We start from the raw sequence: 21241 nt of genomic DNA, 5'->3' as shown, positions 1-21241 counted from the left end.
GTTGCAGCCCCCGATGCTGGCCATGCCCAGCACATGGTCAGCCATATTTTCTATGCTTTAGCCGATTGGAAAGCGACCGAGGCAGCAAATGTGCGTGCGGCCGGGGTCGTCAATAGCCAGCGAATTGCGAGCGGGCGCGAAGCCACATCATGCGGTCATTACAATGAATGGCTCGCCTATTCACTGTTGCAGCAAGGCAAGGATGCGAGCGATTTGATCAAGAGCTGCCATAGTCAGGCGGCGGCTTCCATTCGCAAGTTCGAAGAAGGAGGGCGTTCGGACACCTCAGTCTTACAAGGGACCTGGAGTGCGACGAGAGTTGCCAATTTCCTGGGAGTGGATGGTGCGGAATGGATTGAGCCGCTCGAGCTGCCTGCGGTGCCTGAAACATTTGCTGCTCGTTTCCAGCAGGAACATGGGCAATTGCTGAAGGACCGACACGATCCGGTGATAGTTCGTGAAAAGCTCAATATGTTGATGCAGCTACGCGATGAGAGGTTGCAGTATGCGAGAGAGCAAGATCCTGACCGCGAGCCCGAATTCCCTGTTTGGGCGCTGCGCGCGATAGAGCAAGGAAATGCGCTATTGCTTTTGGCTGAAGGGAAGCGCGAGCAAGGACTTGCAAAATTGGAAGAGGCGGCTGCCGCCGAACTTGATCTGCCTATTGAGTTCGGCCCTCCACCGATCTTCAAACCGAGCTATGAAATACTGGGTGAGGAACTGTTGGATTACGGCCGAAGGGAAGAGGCTGTCGAGGCATTTGGCAAGTCATTGCAGCTTGCACCTGGCCGGTGGCGCTCTCTTGCCGGGCAAGCGACGACCCTTCGCTAACGCGATGGAATTGGCCCAAATCGATTCGTAATGGTGGGGTCAGGTGTTCGCCTCACGTAAGCGGCACCACCTTCTTGGAGTTACAGAACCCAGGATAGCTTGAAGCTAGTTGGCGAAAGGTCGTTCAGCTGGACCGGAGTCTGGGTCCTGCTTGGGTCGCTTTGGTCAGGAAGGGTCTGCTTTTGAATGCAAAAGCGCGACCCCATCATAACTGATGATGGGTGGAATGCGGAGACAGCCCTCTCCCGCAAGGGGAGGGAGGACGACGGTTGGATATCTCCGCCATGCCTAGCTGGCGGGCACTAATCCCGCCTCACCCATTCCACTCGCGGCGCTCTTCGGCCTGGCGCAGCACTTCATAGGCCAGTTGCAGTGACTGGAACTGCCTGGCCGCCTCTTCGTCGCCCGGCTTCACATCGGGGTGCACTTCCTTGGCGCGAGCGCGATAGGCTTTCTTGATCGCATTGAATTCGGCATCGCTTTCGAGGCCCAGCAATTCGAGCGCGCGCATCTCGTCTGCGCTGCGCGACCCATCCCCCGACCCTGCCCAGCCGTAATGCGATGCTTCGGCATAGCCGGCGCTCTCGGCCCGCTCCGCCTTGGCACGCTCCTCCGCCTCGGCTTTCTCAAGCCCTTCGAAGTAGTCCCATTTGGCATTGTATTCGGCCGCGTGCTGCTGGCAGAAGAACCAGCGCTCCGGGCTGTTGGGTGCCTTGGGAGCGGGGCAATTGCCCGGTTCCTCGCAGCCATGGCGGTCGCACAGACGCACCGTGGTCGCCTCGCGCGAGGAGCCATAACCCCGCCAACGAGGGAAGCCCCAATCGTTGGATCGGCGTGCTCGGCTCATGCCCTGGGGCTCAGAATGCCCGAATATGTCGTTCGTCCGACAAACATGGCGTCCAGTCTAGGGATGCTTGCGCTTCAATGAAAGGGATGGGAACCCGTTGCGGCAATAAATGTTGCAATGCAACAGAGTGTTTACGAAAAGCAGCTAACGAACACCGCAAGTGATTGAATTATGAGCAGGCAACTCACCATCTCGAGCGCATTCGCCGTCCTTGCGATGGCAGCCATGGTGCTGACTTCCACGCCCGACCGTTCAGGTATGGGCGCAAGCGACGAATTTACGCCGTTGCAGGCCGAAATGCCGAGTTTCGACCTGCCCCGGCCTTCGTTCATTCGCTAATCCGAATTCGATCCCCGGGATCTGTAAGGGATTCAGATCAAGTGGAGCCGAGAATGGCGGATTTCGAGAACCGGCGCGCAGCGACCTTTCTGGTCGTGAGCACCGGAAGCGCAGAAAGCTGCCATTCGCAGGCCCGCATGGGCTGAATCCCCGCAGATCCTAATTGATCACCACGCTGACCGCCCGCCGGTTCTGCGCCCAGGCGCTCTCATTCGAGCCGAGCGCAACCGGGCGTTCCTTGCCATAGCTGACCACGCCGATGCGATTGGCCGCCACACCCAGGCCGACGAGATAGTTCTTCGCGGCATTGGCCCGGCGTTCACCCAGGGCGAGGTTGTAGTCGCGCGTACCGCGTTCGTCGCAATGCCCCTCCACCGTGATGGTGACTTGCGGATAGCGTGCGAGATACTGCGCCTGCGTCTGCAATGCGGCAGCATCGGCACTGTCGATATTGTAGCGATCGGTGTCAAAATAGATCACGTTCTGCCCGTTGACCGCATTTTCGAAATGCGCCTGCGAGCCGACGGCGGGCCCGCTCGGTCCCGTTTCGGTGGCAGGTGCAGGAGTCGTCACCGGTTCAGGCGGCGGAGGCAGTTCTTCGGGCGCTTTCTTGGCACAGGCAGCAAGCGCTGCGGTTCCAGCCAGAAGCACCACACTTGCAAAACGAATATTCATCAGGGTGTTCCTTTCCCTTGGGCCCGGATTTGGGGGCGGGCCTGCAATTCCAATAACACAAATCAGGGGAGAAGCGGTCCCCAGGCCGGATCCGACGCGTCAACGGGCGTCGGCAGTCTTCTTTCATTGCGGCCGGTCAGATCGACCTGCCACAGTGCCGACCGGCCCGAATTGCGCTCGGTCCGGAAGAACTGGATAATGCGGCCATTGGGCGCCCAGGTCGGCGCCTCGTCCTGCCAACCTTTGGTCAGGACGCGCATGTTCCGCCCTGCAGGGCTCATGACCGCAATGTTGAAATCGCCCGCTATGCGCGTGAAGGCAATCTGGTCGCCGCGCGGACTCCATTCGGGAGTTGCGCAACGCCCACCGAAGAAGCTCAACCGGCGCTGGCCGGTGCCATCGGCGTTCATCACATAGCATTGCTGGCTGCCCGAACGATCGCTTTCGAACACGATCTGGCTGCCATCGGGCGAATAGGATCCGCCCACGTCGATGCCGGGCGTATCGGTCAGCCGCACGCTGCGCCCGCCGCCCGCCGGAACACGATAGATGTCGGTATTGCCCGCTACTGCCATCGAATAGAGGATGTAGCGTCCGTCCGGGCTCCAGCGCGGCGCGAAGGTAGGATTGCTGCTCTGCGTCACCAGCACCTGCCGCCCGGTGCCGATGTCATAGACATAGATGCGCGGGTTGCCGTCAACATAGGAGAGATAGAGCAGCCGCTTGTAGTCGGGCGAATAGCGCGGCGTGAGCGCGGTGGCGCTGCCCAGCGTCAGGAAGCGATGATTGGCCCCGTCGCTATCCATGATCGCGAGCCGCTTTACTCGGCGATCCTTCGGCCCGGTCTCGGCGATATAGGCGATGCGGCTGTCGAAGAAGGGGCTTTCGCCGGTCAGCCGCGAATAGATAAGATCGGCACATTTATGCGCCGCGCGCCGCCAATCGGCCGGCGGAACAACCCAGCCTTCGCGCAGAAGCTCGTCCTGCAGGGCAACGTCGTAGAGATAGCAACCGACCACCAGCCGCCCGTCACTGCGCCCGCGGACATAGCCGTGCACCAGCATTTCCGCTCCGCGCCCACTCCAGCTACCCCAATTGGGCGAAGTGATCTGCGGGAAACTCGGCTGCGGCAGGCTGTCCGGGCCAACAGGCTTGAACAACCCGTTGTTCCTGAGGTCCGCGGTGATGACGCGCGCCAGCTCGCGCCCGAGCGCGGCGGTGCCTTGCGAATTGGCGGGCGTCGCCTGGTCGCGATCTGTGGCGAAGCCGGGAATGGCGATGCCGAGATCCTGCCAGTCGCTTTCGTCGGTGACGGTGAAGGTAAGTCCGCCCTCGTCCTGCCCATCAGCCTGTGCCTCATCCGAGGCGACAGTCCCGGTCGTTACGACCTCGCCGCCTTCGGGCACGGGTGCGCCCAGGTCCTGCGCAGCAAGCGGCGCCGCGAGGAATGCGAGAGCAAACAGGATAAATCTCATCGTGAAAGGTTCCTATCGAAACGTGCGCCCCGGATCGACTTCCAGGCGTTGTAATATTCGTCAGGCAGGTCGAAGGGAGCGGCGAGTTGAACCGCGCGGATCGCGCGTTCGGCGTGCAGGCTCGCTTGCGGGCGGTTGGAAGCGGTGATGCCCGATTGTCTCAACACGCGCGGACGCCCCTTGAGGCTGCCATCTTCATTGAGGTCGAAGGCCAGTTCGGTCACCAGCAATTCCGCATCGACACCCGAAGGCGCGTTCCAGTGCGGCCGGATCTGCCGCACGATCGCCTGAATGATCGACGCCTTGGCACTCGCGCCGATCTGCGAGGCCGGAATGCGCGTCTCGTCGGTCTGGGTGCTGCTGCCCGCGCCGGTCAGGAAATTGTCGCCTACCCGGCTGCCTCCGCTGGGCTTGGGCGTGGATGCGGCAGTCGGGCGTGGCTCCGGCTTGGGTTTGCGCGGAGCCGCAATCGGCTGTTCGGACTTGACCGGAGCCACCGCCGGTTTCGGCTCCGGCACGGGGAGTTCCGGTGCAGGTTGAGGTTCGTTTGCGAGAGTCGGCGCAATCGCCGCACGGCTTTCGGCGACCGGATCAGGCGCAGTCGCTTCCAGCCCCACATCTTCGGCCAGGCTCACCGTCATGCGTTCGGGAATGTCGAGCACTTCCTTGCGCGAAGGCTGGATCAGGAAAGCGGCAACCAGCAACAGATGCAGGAGGAGCGCGACCAGAAGGCCGACTCTCTCTTCCTGGCGAAACGTGCTCGCGTGCATGGTTTCCATCGCTATCGGGCTATTCCTCACCCGATGAACCGTCGCTGACGGGGGCGCTGCCCTCCGGGGCAGGCTTGGCCGCGCCTTGTGAACTGGTCACCAGCGAAATCGAATTGAAACCGGCGCGATTGAGTTCGCCCATTACCGCCATCACGCGCCCGTAATCGAGCGCCTTGTCGCCGCGCAGCACAATCACCGGGCCACCCTCATCCGCTCCGTGGTCGATCCGCTCGAGCGCATCGGGCAGTCCGCCCACCGGCACGCGCGTATCGTCGATAAAGACATAGCCTTCGCTGTCGATGCTGATCGTCACCTGGTCGGGCGTCTGGTCGATTGGATTGGCGCGGCTCTCGGGCAGTTCGATCGGCACACCCGAGGTGAGCAGCGGCGCGGTGACCATGAAGATGATGAGCAACACCAGCATCACGTCGACGAAGGGCGTGACGTTGATCTCCGCCATGGGCGCGCGGCGAGTTCGGCGTGTGCGCCCTCCGACCGAAGTGAGGCCCATAGCCATTATGAGTCTCCTCTTCCCCACGCCCATCCGGGCGCGCGATATCCTCGCTCACACGCCCACCGGGCGCATCGCTGCAGGCGGGCGGGCGCCCTTGCAGCGGCAAAGCCGCCGATCAGCACGGGCAAGACAGGCCCTTCGATCATACCTTATCCAGTTCGCGGCTGAGACCGGCATGGAAGCGGTCGGCAAAACGCTGCAGCCGCGCTTCATAGCGGTTCACGCGGTGGCTGAAGCGGTTGTAGGCGATCACCGCGGGAATAGCGGCGAACAGGCCGATGGCGGTGGCAAACAGCGCCTCCGAAATACCCGGCGCAACCACGGCGAGCGATGAGCTTTCCTGCGTTCCGATCTGGAAGAAGCTGTTCATGATGCCCCAGACCGTGCCGAACAGGCCGACAAAGGGCGCGACCGAACCCACGGTCGCCAGAAAATTGAGCCGCGTAGCCAGATCGTCAGCCTCCTGCGCGACCCGGCTTTCCATCGCGCCCGTCAGCCGCTGGCGAACCCCGTCGCGGTCGATCGGCTGCGACTTGGTCGAATGTTGCCATTCGTCCATTCCGGCTGCTGCAACCCGTGCGGTGGGCAGTTCCGCGCGCGCGCGCTTGCCCAGCATCCGTTCGCGATCCTCCGTGTCCCAGAAATCTTCCTCATATTTGCGCGATTTGCGTTCCAGAGAACCCATGCGCAGCGAGAAGGAGACGATGATCATCCACACCCAGATGCTGGCGAGGATCAGGCCCAGCATCACCGCCTGGACCACGATGTCCGCCTGCAGGAACAGCGCGAGCGGATTGAGCCGGGCAGAGCCGCCTACAGACAGGATTGAAAGCGTGGTTGTCATGCGGATTGGTCTTCCATGAATCGTGTGAAGGCAGCGCGCCATTCGTCCGGCTGGCGGCGGGGTCGCCCGTCAGGCGAGATAAAGCCGACGCGCAATGTCGCTTCGCTTAACAGCTCGTCTCCTCGCCAACTGCGCTGGTGCATCCGGCAACTCGCCGCGCGCAATTCGGTGCAGGTGGTTTCGATCACAATATCGTCGTCAAGCTTGGCCGGGCGCAGATATTTGATGTGGATCTCGGACACGGCATAGGCGCCTTCGCCCGCTTCGATCGCCTCGCGCTGATCGATCTCCAGCATCCGCAGCAAGTCGCTGCGCGCACGCTCGAACCAGCGCAGGTAATTGGCGTGATAGGTGATGCCCGAAAGATCGGTGTCTTCATAATAGACGCGCACGGCATAGAGATGCCGCGGGCCGTCGAAGCAGCCACCGGGAGGATTGGGTTTGGTCATCGGCAGTGGGGTCTAGCTGAGGGGCGAGTCGCCTAGCAAGCGCCTTCGTTGAAGCGAGTCCCCGACGCGACGAATTGCGCACAATTCATTCCGTCGCCCCTGCGTAGGCAGGGGCCTAGATGCGGCCACTGCGATCGAATCGGTGAAGACAGAAAACAAGATCCGTCAGCATCGACGAACTTCAGAGGAACAGATGTTGTATGGGCCCCTGCCTTCGCAGGGGCGACGATCGATTTCATCTCACGAGCATCGGGCCGAGCGGATGGCCGCCGAAGATATGCACGTGCAGATGCGGCACTTCCTGGTGGCCATGCCCGCCGATATTGGCGAGCAGGCGATAGCCAGGCTCGACCAGCCCCTTGGCCCGCGCCACTTCACCCACCGCACGCACGAAGCCGGCAATTTCCTCTGCCGAGGCCTTGGCGGAAAAGTCGTCCCAGCTGACATAGCGCCCCTTGGGGATCACCAACGTGTGGATTTCGGCCTGCGGATTGATATCCTCGAATGCGAAGGCCCATTCGTCCTCATAGACCTTGCTCGAGGGGATCTCGCCGCGCAGAATCTTGGCGAAGATATTCTCGTCGTCATAGGGCTGCGTCGCGTCGATCGCCATTATTGAGTCCTCGATGCTTTCTCTTCGATCCCCGACACGCCTTCGCGCCGGTCGAGTTCGGCCAGCACGTCGGCCAGCGGGATATCCTTCGCGCCGAGCAGCACCAGCAGGTGGAACAGCAGGTCCGCGCTCTCGCCGACCAATTCCTCGCGACTGCCAGCAAGCGCCGCGATCACCGCTTCGGTCGCTTCCTCGCCCAGTTTCTGCGCAATTTTTGCGATTCCTTTGGAATTGAGCTTGGCGACATAGCTCGTGTCCGGCGACGCACTGCGCCGCTCCGCAATCACATTCTCAAGACGTTTCAGCGTGTCCATGCGGCAACCTTGGTTCAAACGCTGCGCGCGGGCAAGCCCGCTGCCCTCAGCGCCTCATGCGCTTCGTGGATCGAATAGGTGCCGAAATGGAAGATCGAGGCCGCAAGAACAGCGCTGGCATGGCCTTCGGTCACCCCCTCGACCAGATGCTGGAGCGTGCCCACGCCGCCGCTGGCGACCACCGGAACGCTGACCGCATCTGCAATCGCCCGCGTCAGCTTGAGGTCATAGCCGCGCTGCGTGCCATCGCCGTCCATGCTGGTGACAAGCAATTCGCCTGCGCCCAGTTCAGCCAGCTTCACCGCATGTTCCAGCGCGTCGATCCCGGTTTCGCGCCGCCCGCCATGGGTGAAGATTTCCCAGTGATCGCCCACCCGGCGTGCATCGATCGAGGCAACGCAGCACTGGCTGCCCATCTTGTGCGCGATATCCGCCACCACTTCGGGCCGAGATACCGCGGCGGAGTTGACCGCCACCTTGTCCGCGCCTGCCAGCAGCAGAGCGCGCGCATCCTCCACCGTGCGCACGCCGCCGCCGACGGTTACGGGCATGAAGCAAACCTCTGCCGTGCGCCGCACGATGTCGAGCAGAGTGCCGCGCTCTTCATGGCTGGCGGAGATATCGAGGAAGCAGAGCTCGTCCGCCCCCGCAGCATCATAGGCCTGCGCCTGTTCGACCGGATCGCCCGCATCCTTGAGATCGACAAAGTTGACCCCCTTGACCACGCGGCCATCGGCGACGTCGAGACAGGGTATGACGCGGATACGGACGGTCATCCCCGCGCTCCCATCGCGATCGCAGCCGCGAGGTCCAGCCGCCCTTCGTAGAGCGCGCGGCCGGTAATGACGCCTTCGATGCCCTCATGCGCGTGAAGCGAGAGGACGTGGATATCGTCGAGCCCCTTGACCCCGCCGCTGGCGATCACAGGAATATCGACCCGGCGCGCCAGGTCGAGCGTCGCATCGATATTGCAACCCTTGAGCAGCCCGTCGCGCCCTATATCGGTGAACAGCAGGCTGGCGACGCCTGCATCCTCGAACCGGCGCGCGAGATCGACCACGGAAACGTCCGACACTTCAGCCCAGCCTTCGGTCGCGACCATGCCGTCGCGCGCGTCGACCGCGACCACGATCCCGCCTTCATATTCTCGCGCCATGTCCTTGACGAACTCAGGGTCTTTCAGCGCAGCCGAGCCGATCACGATCCGCGCCACGCCCAGATCGAACCAGAACTCGACCGCTTCAGGCGTGCGGATACCTCCGCCAAGCTGCACATAGCCGGGGAACTGCTCGACGATGGATTTCACCGCATCGGCATTGCGGCTTTCGCCCGCAAAGGCGCCGTCGAGGTCGACCACATGCAGGTGCTCTGCGCCCGCATCGGCAAACAGCATGGCCTGCGCGGCAGGGTTGTCGCCATAGACGGTCGCGCGGTCCATATCGCCTTCGGCCAGGCGCACCACTTCGCCATTCTTGAGGTCGATTGCGGGGAATACGATCATCTCGGTTTCCAATCGAGGAAGCGAGCCAGCAGCTCCAGCCCGTAGCGCTGGCTCTTTTCAGGGTGGAACTGGACGCCCAGCAAATTGTCGCGAGCGACCGCCGCGACCAACCCGCCGCCATGATCGGTCATCGCCGCGACATCATGTCCGCTATCCGGCGCGAAGTGGTACGAGTGGAGGAAATAGGCCTCGCCTTCCTCGATCAGTTCCGATCCGTCGCCGTGATGCGCATGCACCACGTCGTTCCAGCCCATATGCGGCACCTTGATCGCGGGATCGGTGCGTTCGATCAACTTCACCTCGCCGGGAATCCAGCCGAGCCCGCGCGTCGTGCCATGTTCGACCCCGCGGGTCGCCAGCAATTGCATACCCACGCAGATGCCCAGGAAGGGCACGCCATCGCCCATGACTCGCTGTTCCATCGCCTCGACCAGGCCCGGCTTGGCCTTGAGCCCGCGTGCGCAGGCGCGGAACGAACCGACGCCCGGCAGCACGATCCGCTTTGCGCCACGCACCAGATTGGGATCGGCGGTCACCGCGATGTGATGCGCGCCCGCCGCCTTCAGCGCGTTATAGACCGAGTGGAGGTTGCCCGCGCCATAATCGATGAGGGCCAAGGCTTCGGACATTCTAACTTTCCGCCCGCCCATCCGGGCGCGCGGCCTCCTCGCTCACGCGATCGAAGATCGCGTTGCTGCGGGCGGCCGGTCGGCCTTGCGGCTGATTTGCAGCCGATGAATGCTTCCTAGCCACCCAATTGCCCCTTCGTCGAAGGGATCGCCCCGCCCTTGCGCGGATCAAGCTCCACCGCCATGCGCATGGCGCGTGCAAAACCCTTGTAGATCGCCTCGCACACATGATGGTTATTGGTGCCATAGAGCAGTTCGACATGCAGCGTGATGCCTGCGGTCTGCGCCACGGAGTGGAACCAGTGCTCGATCAGCTCGGTGTCCCATTCACCCAGCCGCTCCTGCGTGAAACCGGCCTTCCACACCAGATAGGGCCGCCCGGATATATCCAGCGTGACGCGCGCCAGCGTCTCGTCCATCGGCGAATAGGCCGCGCCGTATCGCCCGATTCCCGCCTTGTCGCCCAGCGCTTCGACGATAGCCTGGCCCAGCGCCAGCGCGCTGTCTTCTGTCGTGTGATGCTGATCGACATGCAAATCGCCATCGACCTTCATCGTCACATCGATCAGCGAATGTTTGGAGAACTGCTCCACCATATGGTCGAGAAAGCCGATCCCTGTGGAAATCTCATAAGTACCGCTACCATCGAGATTCACCTCGACTTCGATCGCGGTTTCCGCGGTTTTCCGCTCTATCCGGCCCTTGCGCATGATGGCGCTATATATGCTGCGCCGCCGCGTGCAAGCATTGGTGCAATGCAATATTCTCCCCAACGGGCAAGCGAATGTTGCTTGACCAGCGCCTTACTCAGCGCCACCTATCACTAGCTATGAGTGACGAAACGCCCGATAGCCTGATCCCTTACGATGAAATCGTGCAGGAAGCGCTGCGCGCCGTCGTGGGCCGTGTGCTGGGTGAAATCGAGGTCGGCGGCGGCGAATTGCCGGGCAACCACCACTTCTACATCACCTTCAAGACGGGTGCCCCCGGGGTCGATATCCCGCAGCATCTGCACGAGCGCTTTCCCGACGAAATGACGATCGTGCTCCAGAACAAATTCTGGGAACTCGAAGTCCGCGATGACGGTTTTTCGGTAGGCCTGAGCTTCAATCAGGTGCCGACCAAGCTCTCGATTCCCTTCGCTGCGATCACCGCCTTCGTCGACCCGGCGGTCGATTTCGGCCTGCAATTTCAGGCGACTGTGCCCGATCTTGCCCCCGAAGCGCATGAAGATGCCGAAAACGATCTGCAGGATCGCGCCGGGACGGAAGGCGCCGAGGGCGGCGAAGACGGCTCAAACGTCGTAACGGTCGATTTCGGACGCAAGAAATAGGTTTCGCCTGCGTTCGGAACCGGGCCTGATGCCCCTGCGTTGGATCAAAGGGCTACCTATGACCGATAAAACCGCGCCAGAACCCGTAGCAGCGACCGCAAGCGACGCTGCGCCTCCACAGACCAGCGCCAAGCGCAAACGGGCGTTCCCCGCGCCCAGTACCAACCCTGTTACCAACGTCCTGATTGCTGACGTGGTACTGCGTAGCGTCGACCGCATTGCACGCGGCGCGGTCGAAAAAACCCTGTTGAAACAGGACAGCAGCACGCAGGCCGAAGGCGGCGTTCTGGAGCAACGCTCGATACTGAGCACGGCAGCGCTTTACGGCGCGGCGCGGATCGCTTCACGCTCGGTCCCCGGTGCCTTGCTGGTCGGCGGGGGACTGCTGGCCAAGACGCTCTACGATCGTGGCCGGGCGAGAAATGCGGCCAAGGCGAAGGCTCCGAAAAGCGAAGAGTAAGCGGAGAACTGCACCGCCCCCCTTGATTCGCGGGCCGGCTTTGCGCCAACAGCGCACATGGCCCATTCCGAGCAATCCACCGACACGCTTTCCCGCCGCGGACTGATGTTCATCCTTTCTTCGCCATCTGGCGCAGGAAAGACCACGATTTCGCACATGCTGCTGATGGCCGATGACGAGATCAAGCTCTCGGTTTCGGCCACTACGCGGCCACGCCGCTCTGGCGAGGTCGACGACGTCGACTACCACTTCGTCAGCGACGAACAGTTCGACGCAATGGTTGACGAGGACGATTTCTACGAGTGGGCGCATGTCTTCGGCCATCGCTACGGCACGCCCAAGGGCAGGATCCGCACCGGGCTGAAGGAAGGGCAGGATTTTCTGTTCGATATCGACTGGCAGGGCACGCAGCAGCTCTATCAGAAGGACCAGCAGGACGTGGTTTCGGTCTTCATCCTGCCGCCCAGCCTCACTGAACTGCGCCGCAGGCTCGAAGCGCGCGCACAGGATAGCGCCGAGGTGATCGACAGCCGGATGGAGCGTGCCCGCGGCGAGATCAGCCACTGGGCCGAGTATGACTATGTCGTGATCAACGACGATGTGGATAGATGCTTCGTCAAGGTGCGCGAGATCCTCCATGCAGAGCGCATGAAGCGTACCCGGCAAACCGGCTTGATCCCGTTCGTTCGCGAATTGATGGAATAGAAGGTTGAATGGGGCTGGTCAGCAAATGGCCGCCAGCCCCGGTCCAAATTCTGGTCAGCTAAGGGCTATCCGCGGTTCGCCCCTTGCGAACGCGGTCCCACAGCAGTCCCTTTTCATCTTCTGCATTCAGCTTCGGCTTCCGCTTTATGCGGAGAAGCTTGCTATTGGTCTTCGGTTTTGAATTTCGATCTGACGCCCGATCCAGTTCGAAATGAGTTTGGATGCGTCGTGACAACAGCACCTCCTTCATTCACTGGTCGTGTCGGGATAGCGCATATGCGCTTGCCGCAGCACTAAAATTAGTGCTTTCAACGAACTAAGCAGAAATGCTTACCTGCAAGCTAACTGCGTTTGCAGCGGCAAGGCAACGCAGGTCACTTGCCGCCGGGATCGACAAAATTGCCAGCGCCGGTGTTGGCATTGACCACGCCGCCATCGATCGGGATAGTCGTGCCGACGACATAATCGCCCGCGCGGCTGAGCAGGTAGATCGCACCGGCAGCCATGTCTTCGGTCACACCCACGCGGCGCGACGGGATGCCCTTCTTGACCAGATCCTCATTGTCGCGCGCGGCACGATTCATGGCACTGGGGAATGCACCCGGACCGATCCCGTTGACGACGATATTGTCGCGGATCAGTTCGGCCGCCATCCTGCGAGTCAGATGGATCAGTCCGGCCTTGGAGGCCTGGTAGGGGTAGGTCGGCCAGGGATTCGACTTCATCCCGTCGATCGAAGCGATCATCAGCACCTTGGCCGGGCGCTCCTCGCTCGCAGCCGCCTTGAGCAGTGGGTAGAGCTTCTGCGTCAGGAAGAACGGTGTCTTGACGTTGAGATCCATCGTGCGGTCCCAGCCCGCTTCAGTGAAGTCCTCGAACGGCTCGCCCCAGGCTGCGCCCGCATTGTTGACCAGAAGGTCGAGCTTGTCCTCGCGCGCGGAGAGCTCGTCGGCCAGCGCCTTGATACCGTCCATCTGCGAAAGGTCGCCGACCAGGCCGATCACCTTGTCACCCAGTTCGGCGCTGGTTTCGTCAACCTGCTCCTTCTTGCGGGCAACAATATAGACCCTGGCGCAGCCTGCTTCGAGCAGGCCCTCGACGATCATCTTGCCGATACCGCGGCTGCCGCCGGTAACCAGAGCGACGCGGCCTTCAAGGCCGAAAAGAGAATTGAGGTCCATCATAGCGAGTTCCTTTTTTCGTCATTGCGAGCAAAGCGAAGCAATCCAGCCTTGCGCCGTCTGGATTGCCGCGTCGCCTGCGGCTCCTTGCAATGTTGAGGAGCGAGAGATTCAATATCCAGAAAGCTCGGCCACACGCCCGGCATGGTAGTACTGGTCGCCCAGGAACTCCTGCAGTGCGCGGTCGCGCTTCATGTAGAGGCCGATGTCGTATTCGTCGGTCATGCCGATGCCGCCGTGCATCTGCACGCCTTCGCGCACTGCGAGCCCTGCTGTCTTGGCCACTTTCGCCTTGGCGACCGAAGCCATCAGATCGGATTTCTCGCTACCCGCATCGAGCAATTGCTGCGCCTTGATGACCGCAGCGCGAGCAATCTCGACTTCCGAGTAAAGATGCGCCGCGCGGTGCTGCAACGCCTGGAACTCACCGATCAGCTTGCCGAACTGCTTGCGTTGCTTGAGGTATTCGACGGTCATGTCCATCGCCCCGCGCGCAACGCCAACTCCTTCGGCGGCGGCGCCGACGCGGCCCGCCATCAGCAGCTTGTTGAGTACGGCACGCCCACCATCGACTTCGCCGATCACGGCATCGCCATCCAGCTCTACGCCGTCGAAGGTGGTGTGCGTCGCCATCGAGCTATCGACCAGCCGCACGGCATCATGGCTCATGCCCGCCGCGTCTTTGGGCACGGCAAACAAAGTGAGACCATCTTCATCCGCGTCGCTGCCCGAAGTGCGCGCGGCGACCACGATCATGTCCGCGCTGGCACCCTGGACCACGAAATCCTTCCTGCCGCTCAGCTTGAAGCCATTGCCCGACTTTTCTGCCTTGCAGGCCACACGCTCCGGCCGGTGCTTGGCGCCTTCATCGACCGCCACCGCAAAGACGCTCTCGCCAGAAAGTAGGCCCGGCAAATAGCGCCCGCGCAAATCCTCGCTGCCTTCGCTCAGCGCGGTCGCAGCCAGCACCGCACTGTTGAGGAAAGGCGAAGGCGTAAGATTGCGCCCGATTTCCTCCAGCACGATGCCCGCCTCGACATGGCCCATGCCCAACCCGCCATCATCCTCGCCCACCAGAATGCCGGTGAAGCCGAGCTCGGCGAATTGCTTCCATAGTTCGTGCCCGAATCCGTCCTTGCAATCGCGGTCGCGCCAATGGCGCAACTGCTTTGCGATGGCGCCTTCCTCGGCCATGAACTGGCTGGCGGTATCGGCCAGCATCGCCTGATCTTCGTCGTAGTAAAGTGGCATCGGTCAGGCTCCCGGAAGGTCTAGAATACGTTTGGCGATCACGTTGAGCATCACTTCGCTGGTGCCGCCCTCGATCGAATTGGCCTTGGTCCTGAGCCAGCTGCGTGCAGCCTGGCCTCCGTCGGTCTCTTCGCTGTCCCATTCGAGGCTGCGCGATCCCCCCGCAGCCATCATCAGCTCGTGGCGGCGCTTGTTCAGCTCGGTCCCGGCATATTTCATCGTATTGGGCTGTGCCGGATGCGCCTTGCCGACCTTGATCTCGTCAAGGAACTTCTCGCCCATGCAGGCATAGGCCAGCGCGTCGACATCGAACATTGCAAGCTCTGCGCGCAGCACGGGATCGAGTTCGCCCGCATTGCGCTTCATGGCCGCACCGATCGCCGCGGTGCGATCTCCACCGTCCGCGCCGGAAATCATCTCGCGCTCATGGCCGAGCAGGTATTTCGCAACGTCCCAGCCGCGATTGACGTCGCCCACCTGTGCGGGGATCGAATCGCCATAGGTCTTGGGCACCTTCACATCGTCAAAGAAGGTTTCGCAGAAGGGCGAATTGCCGCTGATGAGCAGGATCGGCTTGGTCGAGACGCCAGGCGTTTCCATGTCGAACAACATGAATGTGATGCCCTGGTACTTGTTCGACTTGTCGGTCCGCACGAGGCAGAAAATCCAGTCCGCCTTGTCCGCATAGGATGTCCAGATCTTCTGGCCATTGACGACCCAGTGGTCGCCCTTGTCCTCACCGAAGGTCTGAAGCGAAACGAGGTCCGATCCGCTGCCCGGCTCCGAATAGCCCTGGCACCAGCGGATTTCACCGCGCGCGATTTCATTGAGATATTTGAGCTTCTGTTCTTCGGTTCCGAACTTGAGCAGCGCCGGGCCGAGCATCCAGATACCGAAGCTGGAGAGCGGAGGCCGCGCACCGATGGCGGCCATTTCCTCGCGCAGCACCTTCGCCTGAGCCGGGTCGAGCCCCGCCCCGCCATATTCCTTGGGCCATGCAGGCACTGTGTAGCCCTTTGCAACGCATGCTTCGAACCACGCCTTTTGCGCGTCGTTCTTGAACGTGGCGTTGCGGCCACCCCAATAGATATCGCGCTCGTCGCGGACAGGTTCGCGCATCTCTGCCGGGCAGTTGGCTTCAAGCCAGGCCCGTGTGTCTTCGCGGAATGCTTCAAGATCGGACATCGCCGACTCTCCTCTCGATCCAAAACTTGACGCTTACGTTAGGGTGATTCGCCCCTTGGCCGCAAGCGTCTCGAACGCATCCCGCCATGCCGTAACGTCAGCGCACACGCCGTTGACGCAGGGCAGCTTGCGCCTAAGCTGGCGAGGTCAAAAACCGGGAGAGACAAGGCATGCGATTCCCCAATCAGGCTCCAGCCTTTGTCTATCTCGCGGCCCATTTCTGCTCCACCAGCTGCGCAGGAGATCGCATGGCGACTCAGTTCCAATGTCCGGTTCGCCGGCAAGCATACTGACGGATCGCCAGCCTGTGAACTACAGCCCCGTCCCGCTCAAGCTGAAGCTCTACAATGCGACCGGCTCGATTGCGTTCGGGATCAAGGATAACGGCTTCTCGGTCTTCTTGCTGACGTTCTACAATCAGGTGCTGGGAATGGAGGCATGGCTCGTCAGCCTGGCGCTGGTGATTGCCCTGGTGGCAGACGCGATGGTGGACCCGCTGCTGGGAAATCTGTCTGACCGGACCTATACGAAATGGGGCCGCCGCCTGCCCTGGCTCTATGCAGCACCGATCCCGTTGGCAGTGGTCTGGTACGTCCTCTGGTCGCCCCCGGTCGACGGTCCACCGAGTTTCTGGACCCTGCTGGGGCTTGCCATCACCGTGCGCCTGTTGCTTTCGGCCTGCGAAGTGCCCTCGATCTCGCTCGTGCCGGAAATCACCCGAGATTATGACGAACGCACGACCTTGTTCCGTTATCGTTTCCTGTTCGCATGGGGGAGCGGACTGGTAGCGCTATACCTCGCCTATCAGGTCTTCCTGCGCGAGGATCTCCTGTCGCTGGAGGGATATCGGAACTTCGGCCTGTTCGGAGCGATCACGATCGCTGCAGCCGTGCTGATATCGGCAGCGCTGCAGCACCGCTACGTCGCGCGCTACCCCGAACAGCGTCCCCCGCCGTTCAGGATCCGCGAGGTCTTCGGCGAGATCGTGGAAGCCTTTTCCGAACGCGCTTTCCTGATCTTCGCGGCCGGGGCGCTGGCGGCCTATGTCAGCCAGGGGATGACCTTCGCGCTCAGCAATTATCTCTACTATTTCGTCTGGCAGCTGAACGAAGGCCAGCTCGCGATCTATCCGCTGATCTTGTTCTTCAGTGTTGTCGCCGTGTTCTTTACGCTAAGCGCGCTCCATTTGCGCTATGGCAAAGCACGGACCGGCGCAGGCGCTACGATCGTATCGATGATCTCCTGGCTGGTTCCCTATGGCTTGTACGCGATCGGGCTGTGGCCTGAACTGGGTACTACGGCATCAGCCGTCGCGCTCTTTTTCTTCATTTTCGTCAGCAATGCCGCCGGTGTAACCGCCGTCATATCCGCCACATCGATGGTCGCGGAGGTGATCGAAGCCTATCAGGAGAAAAGTGGTCGCCGCGCGGAAGCGAGCTTTTATGCCGGCAACTGGCTGGTTCAGAAATGCGCCACGGGCATCGGCATTCTGCTGGCCGGTTCCATGCTCTCGCTGGCGGCTTTCCCGTCTGGAGCGAAGCCCGGCGCCGTTGCTGAGCCGGTCATTGTCAGCCTGATTGCCTATTACTGCGTGGCGGTGGCTCTGCTGGGACTGGTCTCGGCATATTGGCTGGCGCGCTTTCCGATCAGCCGCGAAGAACACGAAGAACGGCTTGCGGCGCTGGCTGCGCTGGATGTCACCGCGCGGGCCGATCCCGATGCGAGCGGCCTGGTGCCCTAGTGCCACGTTCTCGCCGAATGAACAGTTTAGATGAATAGATAGAAACCGGAGAATTTGACCATGGATTTCGAACCGACAGAACGGCAGCAATATTGGCGCAACCGCGTACGCGACTTCATCGAAGCGAACGTGCGCCCGAATATGGCAACCTATGATGCGCAGGACGAAGAAGGCGACCGCTGGAAAGTCATCCAGATTATCGAAGACCTGAAGGTCAAGGCCAAGGCGGAAGGCATCTGGAACCTGTTCATGCCGCCCCGCAATGACAGCCACCATCATGTCGACGACTCCTTCGAGTTCGAAGGGCCCGGCCTGACCAATCTCGAATATGCGCTGTGCGCGGAGGAAATGGGCCGCATCGGCTGGGCGAGCGAAGTCTTCAACTGCTCCGCGCCCGATACTGGCAACATGGAAGTGTTCCACCGCTACGGCACGCGCGAACAGAAGGAACAATGGCTCGGCCCGCTGATGAATGGCGAGATCCGCTCCGCCTTCCTGATGACCGAGCCATTCACCGCTTCGTCCGATGCGACCAATATCGAAACCCGCATCGACCGCGATGGCGACGAATATGTCATCAACGGCCGCAAGTGGTGGTCATCCGGCGCAGGCGATCCGCGCTGCAAGGTCACCATCGTCATGGGCAAGACCGATTTCGAAGCCAAGCGCCATGCGCAACAATCGATGGTGCTGATGCCGCTCGACGCGCCGGGCGTAAACATCGTCCGCCACCTCCCGGTGTTCGGATATGACGATGCTCCGCACGGTCACATGGAAATCGAGCTCAAGGATGTGCGCATTCCAGTTACCAATATGCTGCTGGGCGAAGGCCGCGGATTCGAGATCGCGCAGGGGCGCCTTGGCCCGGGCCGTATCCATCACTGCATGCGCACGATCGGCGCAGCCGAAGAAGCGCTGGCCAAGATGTGCCGCCGGTTGCAGGAGCGCGAAGTTTTCGGCAAACCGATCTACAAGCATTCCGTGTGGGAAGAGCGCGTGGCGCGTGCCCGCATCGATATCGACATGACGCGCCTGCTCTGCCTCAAGGCGGCCGACATGATGGACAAAGTAGGCAACAAGGCGGCGCAGCAGGAAATCGCCATGATCAAGGTCCAGGCACCAAGCATGGCGCTGAAGATCATCGACGATGCGATCCAGGCCCATGGCGGCGCGGGCGTGACCTCCGACTATGGCCTTGCCAAGGCCTATTCGGGTCAGCGCACACTGCGGCTGGCCGATGGTCCCGACGAAGTGCATGCCCGCTCGATTGCACGGATGGAGTTCGCCAAGCATCTGCCGCAGCCCGGCCCAACGGCCAACGCACTGCGCGATGGAAGCGCTCCGTCCATGGGCGGTAGCGATTTCAGTTCGGGCGACCTGGGCGTGACGCGGTAAGGAGAGAGAAAGGTGGCAAGAGCAGCCATACTCGAAACGCCCGGCGAAGGGCTGGTCATCGGCGACGTCGAAATCGCCGATCCCGCACCGCATGAAGTGCTGATTGATACCAAGGCCTGTGGGCTGTGCCATTCGGACCTGCACTTCATCGATGGCGCCTATCCGCATCCCCTGCCAGCCGTGCCGGGGCACGAAGCGGCAGGGGTTGTGCGGGCCGTCGGCAGCGAAGTGAAGACGGTGAAGCCGGGCGATCACGTCGTAACCTGCCTGTCCGCCTTCTGCGGCCATTGCGAGTTCTGCGTCACCGGCCGTATGGCGCTGTGCCTGGGCGGGGACACACGCCGGGGGGCCGATGCCGCGCCGCGCATCACCCGCGCCGATGGCTCGACCGTGAACCAGATGCTCAACCTCTCGGCCTTTGCCGAGCAGATGCTGATCCATGAACATGCCTGCGTCGCAATCGACAAGGACATGCCGCTCGATCGTGCTGCCGTGATCGGCTGCGCGGTAACCACCGGTGCAGGCACGATCTTCAACGCTGCCAATGTCACGCCAGGCGAAACGGTGGCGGTGATCGGTTGCGGCGGCGTGGGCCTGGCAGCGATCAACGCGGCGCGGATCGCAGGCGCGGGCAAGGTCATCGCCGCCGATCCGGTCCCGGAGAAGCGCGAACTGGCCAAGGTTCTGGGCGCGACGCATACCGTCGATGCCATGGCCGATGATGCTGCCAAGCAAATCATCGGGATCTCGGGCGGCGGTGTGCATTACGCCATCGAAGCGGTCGGCCGACAAGCCTCTGCCGACCTTGCGGTGGCGGTGCTGCGCCGCGGCGGCACGGCGATCATCCTCGGCATGATGCCGCTCGACTGCAAGGTTGGCCTTGGCGCGATGGATCTTCTCAGCGGCAAGAAGCTGCAAGGCGCGATCATGGGCATGAATCACTTCCCGGTCGATCTGCCGCGGCTGGTGGATTTCTACATGCGCGGACTGCTCGACCTCGACACGATCATCGCCGAGCGGATCCCGCTTGAAGAGATCAACCAGGGATTCGACAAGATGCGCGAGGGCCACAGCGCGCGCAGTGTGATAGTGTTCGACTGATGGCGGAGAGCGACAAGCCCATGATCGATTACGAAACCGAGATGGTCGGCACGATAGACGTGCCCGAACGCGACCAGCTCGATCTCGAAAGGCTGACCGATTGGTTTGCCACGAATGTCGAGGGTTTCGAGGGGCCAATCAGCTATAGCAAGTTCAAGGGCGGCCAGTCGAACCCGACCTATCGGATCGATACGCCGGGCGCATCCTATGTGCTGCGCCGCCAGCCATTCGGCAAATTGCTGCCCAGCGCCCATGCGGTCGATCGCGAATACAAGGCCATGGCCGCGCTTGGCCCAACGGGCTTTCCTGTGCCCAGGGCTTATGGCCTGTGCGAAAATCCCGAAGTGATCGGCTCGAAATTCTTCGTAATGAGCCTGGCCGACGGGCGCTCGCTGTGGAACGGCGCGCTGCCCGACTATTCGCCCGACGAAAGGCGCGAGATCTATCATGCCATGATCGACACCATGGCCGATCTGCATCTGAAAGATCCGCAAGCCATCGGCCTGGGCGATTATGGCAAGCCGACCGATTATTGTGCGCGGCAGATCGCCCGCTGGTCGAAGCAGTACAAGCTGTCGGAAACCGAACATATGCCGAAGATGGAACGGTTGATCGAATGGCTGCCCGAAACGATCCCGCCGCAACATGAAAGCTCGGTCGTGCATGGCGACTACCGGCTCGACAACATGATCTTCGACAAGACAGAAAACCGCGTACTGGCGGTGCTCGACTGGGAACTGTCGACGCTGGGCGATCCAATTGCCGATTTTTCCTATTTCATGCTCAACTGGGTGAATGAGCCCGATGGGCGCGCGGGGATCGGCGGGCTCGACCATGCTGCGTTGGGGATTCCCACGCGGGAAGAAGCAGTCGAGCGCTATGTCGCGCGAACCGGCTATCCCGTCCCGCCAATGGACTGGTACTTCGCCTATAATCTCTTCCGGCTTGCGGGAATTTTACAGGGCATCAAGAAGCGCGTGATCGATGGCACCGCTTCCTCCGCCCACGCAAAACAGATGAGCGAACGGGTCGGGCCGCTGGTCGATCGCGCATATATGTTTGCGCTGGACGCCGGGATGCCGGCCTAG

At 61.8% G+C, this 21241-nt stretch carries 25 protein-coding genes; 9 read left to right on the top strand and 16 right to left on the bottom strand.

The window, feature by feature from the left end; genetic code table 11:
• Window positions 1-831 (top strand): hypothetical protein (locus tag ACQY6C_RS12780; RefSeq protein WP_427969321.1); only part of this gene is annotated, 831 nt, incomplete at its 5' end.
• A gap of 313 nt (window positions 832-1144) precedes the next feature.
• Here the strand turns inward: ACQY6C_RS12780 and ACQY6C_RS12775 are convergent.
• Window positions 1145-1678, bottom strand: coding sequence for a J domain-containing protein (locus tag ACQY6C_RS12775; protein WP_427969319.1), 534 nt, complete (start codon window positions 1676-1678; stop codon window positions 1145-1147).
• A 171-nt stretch (window positions 1679-1849) separates the two neighbouring features.
• Between ACQY6C_RS12775 and ACQY6C_RS12770 the strand changes: the two genes are divergently transcribed.
• Window positions 1850-2017, top strand: a complete 168-nt coding sequence (locus ACQY6C_RS12770) for a hypothetical protein (protein ID WP_427969317.1) — start codon at window positions 1850-1852, stop codon at window positions 2015-2017.
• Window positions 2018-2176: 159 nt separating this feature from the next.
• On the opposite strand, the gene pal is transcribed toward ACQY6C_RS12770, so the two are convergent.
• From pal to hisB, 12 genes are all read right to left on the bottom strand, one after another.
• Complete coding sequence (pal, locus tag ACQY6C_RS12765; RefSeq protein ID WP_427969316.1) at window positions 2177-2692, bottom strand: peptidoglycan-associated lipoprotein Pal; 516 nt, start codon at window positions 2690-2692, stop codon at window positions 2177-2179.
• A 62-nt stretch (window positions 2693-2754) separates the two neighbouring features.
• Window positions 2755-4167, bottom strand: a complete 1413-nt coding sequence (tolB, locus tag ACQY6C_RS12760) for a Tol-Pal system beta propeller repeat protein TolB (protein ID WP_427969314.1) — start codon at window positions 4165-4167, stop codon at window positions 2755-2757.
• Complete coding sequence (locus tag ACQY6C_RS12755; protein WP_427969312.1) at window positions 4164-4946, bottom strand: energy transducer TonB; 783 nt, start codon at window positions 4944-4946, stop codon at window positions 4164-4166. Before ACQY6C_RS12755 ends, tolB begins: the two co-directional genes overlap by 4 nt.
• A 10-nt stretch (window positions 4947-4956) precedes the next feature.
• The gene (locus tag ACQY6C_RS12750; protein WP_427969310.1) at window positions 4957-5454 is read right to left on the bottom strand and encodes an ExbD/TolR family protein; all 498 of its coding nucleotides are present in this window, start codon (window positions 5452-5454) and stop codon (window positions 4957-4959) included.
• A 139-nt stretch (window positions 5455-5593) separates the two neighbouring features.
• On the bottom strand, window positions 5594-6295 hold the full coding sequence (gene tolQ, locus ACQY6C_RS12745) for a protein TolQ (protein WP_427969308.1): 702 nt from the start codon (window positions 6293-6295) through the stop codon (window positions 5594-5596).
• A complete protein-coding gene (locus ACQY6C_RS12740) occupies window positions 6292-6744 on the bottom strand; it encodes a YbgC/FadM family acyl-CoA thioesterase (protein WP_427969306.1) in 453 nt (150 codons plus the stop codon). The genes tolQ and ACQY6C_RS12740 overlap by 4 nt, the downstream gene beginning before the upstream one ends.
• Before the next feature lie 235 nt (window positions 6745-6979).
• Window positions 6980-7357 (bottom strand): histidine triad nucleotide-binding protein, encoded by a 378-nt coding sequence (locus ACQY6C_RS12735; protein WP_427969304.1) that lies wholly within the window; start codon window positions 7355-7357, stop codon window positions 6980-6982.
• Window positions 7357-7671 carry a phosphoribosyl-ATP diphosphatase gene (locus ACQY6C_RS12730; RefSeq protein ID WP_427969302.1) on the bottom strand — a complete coding sequence of 105 codons (315 nt, stop codon included), beginning with the start codon at window positions 7669-7671 and terminating at the stop codon, window positions 7357-7359. The genes ACQY6C_RS12735 and ACQY6C_RS12730 overlap by 1 nt, the downstream gene beginning before the upstream one ends.
• A gap of 14 nt (window positions 7672-7685) precedes the next feature.
• Entirely contained in the window at window positions 7686-8447 is a 762-nt protein-coding gene (gene hisF, locus ACQY6C_RS12725; protein ID WP_427969300.1) for an imidazole glycerol phosphate synthase subunit HisF, read from the bottom strand.
• Complete coding sequence (hisA, locus tag ACQY6C_RS12720; protein WP_427969298.1) at window positions 8444-9172, bottom strand: 1-(5-phosphoribosyl)-5-[(5-phosphoribosylamino)methylideneamino]imidazole-4-carboxamide isomerase; 729 nt, start codon at window positions 9170-9172, stop codon at window positions 8444-8446. Before hisA ends, hisF begins: the two co-directional genes overlap by 4 nt.
• Window positions 9169-9801 (bottom strand): imidazole glycerol phosphate synthase subunit HisH, encoded by a 633-nt coding sequence (gene hisH / locus ACQY6C_RS12715; protein ID WP_427969296.1) that lies wholly within the window; start codon window positions 9799-9801, stop codon window positions 9169-9171. The genes hisA and hisH overlap by 4 nt, the downstream gene beginning before the upstream one ends.
• Before the next feature lie 116 nt (window positions 9802-9917).
• Entirely contained in the window at window positions 9918-10511 is a 594-nt protein-coding gene (hisB, locus tag ACQY6C_RS12710) for an imidazoleglycerol-phosphate dehydratase HisB (RefSeq protein WP_427969294.1), read from the bottom strand.
• 119 nt (window positions 10512-10630) lie between these two features.
• On the opposite strand from hisB, the gene ACQY6C_RS12705 reads away from it, so the two are divergent.
• From ACQY6C_RS12705 to gmk, 3 genes are read left to right on the top strand one after another with little or no spacing between them, the layout of a single operon-like run.
• The gene (locus tag ACQY6C_RS12705; protein ID WP_427969292.1) at window positions 10631-11134 is read left to right on the top strand and encodes an SspB family protein; all 504 of its coding nucleotides are present in this window, start codon (window positions 10631-10633) and stop codon (window positions 11132-11134) included.
• 58 nt (window positions 11135-11192) lie between these two features.
• The gene (locus tag ACQY6C_RS12700) at window positions 11193-11594 is read left to right on the top strand and encodes a hypothetical protein (RefSeq protein WP_427969290.1); all 402 of its coding nucleotides are present in this window, start codon (window positions 11193-11195) and stop codon (window positions 11592-11594) included.
• Between the two features lie 57 nt (window positions 11595-11651).
• Entirely contained in the window at window positions 11652-12299 is a 648-nt protein-coding gene (gmk, locus tag ACQY6C_RS12695; RefSeq protein ID WP_427969288.1) for a guanylate kinase, read from the top strand.
• 374 nt (window positions 12300-12673) lie between these two features.
• Here the strand turns inward: gmk and ACQY6C_RS12690 are convergent, their stop codons facing one another.
• From ACQY6C_RS12690 to ACQY6C_RS12680, 3 genes are all read right to left on the bottom strand, one after another.
• Complete coding sequence (locus tag ACQY6C_RS12690) at window positions 12674-13480, bottom strand: SDR family NAD(P)-dependent oxidoreductase (RefSeq protein WP_427969327.1); 807 nt, start codon at window positions 13478-13480, stop codon at window positions 12674-12676.
• A 111-nt stretch (window positions 13481-13591) separates the two neighbouring features.
• Window positions 13592-14731 (bottom strand): acyl-CoA dehydrogenase family protein, encoded by a 1140-nt coding sequence (locus ACQY6C_RS12685; protein ID WP_427969287.1) that lies wholly within the window; start codon window positions 14729-14731, stop codon window positions 13592-13594.
• A gap of 3 nt (window positions 14732-14734) precedes the next feature.
• On the bottom strand, window positions 14735-15916 hold the full coding sequence (locus ACQY6C_RS12680) for an acyl-CoA dehydrogenase family protein (RefSeq protein WP_427969285.1): 1182 nt from the start codon (window positions 15914-15916) through the stop codon (window positions 14735-14737).
• A gap of 265 nt (window positions 15917-16181) precedes the next feature.
• Here ACQY6C_RS12680 and ACQY6C_RS12675 point away from each other — a divergent pair, with 265 nt between their 5' ends.
• From ACQY6C_RS12675 to ACQY6C_RS12660, 4 genes are read left to right on the top strand one after another with little or no spacing between them, the layout of a single operon-like run.
• Window positions 16182-17657: an MFS transporter gene (locus ACQY6C_RS12675; RefSeq protein WP_427969283.1), complete on the top strand. Its 1476-nt coding sequence runs from the start codon at window positions 16182-16184 to the stop codon at window positions 17655-17657.
• A gap of 60 nt (window positions 17658-17717) precedes the next feature.
• A complete protein-coding gene (locus ACQY6C_RS12670; protein WP_427969281.1) occupies window positions 17718-19052 on the top strand; it encodes an acyl-CoA dehydrogenase family protein in 1335 nt (444 codons plus the stop codon).
• 12 nt (window positions 19053-19064) lie between these two features.
• On the top strand, window positions 19065-20153 hold the full coding sequence (locus ACQY6C_RS12665) for a Zn-dependent alcohol dehydrogenase (protein ID WP_427969279.1): 1089 nt from the start codon (window positions 19065-19067) through the stop codon (window positions 20151-20153).
• Complete coding sequence (locus tag ACQY6C_RS12660) at window positions 20153-21241, top strand: phosphotransferase family protein (RefSeq protein WP_427969277.1); 1089 nt, start codon at window positions 20153-20155, stop codon at window positions 21239-21241. Before ACQY6C_RS12665 ends, ACQY6C_RS12660 begins: the two co-directional genes overlap by 1 nt.

It is taken from the genome of Altererythrobacter sp., assembly GCF_050299635.1.
Classification (GTDB): domain Bacteria; phylum Pseudomonadota; class Alphaproteobacteria; order Sphingomonadales; family Sphingomonadaceae; genus Erythrobacter.
The sequence above is the reverse complement of the archived record's forward strand: the minus strand, read 5'-3'. Positions and strand labels throughout refer to the sequence as shown.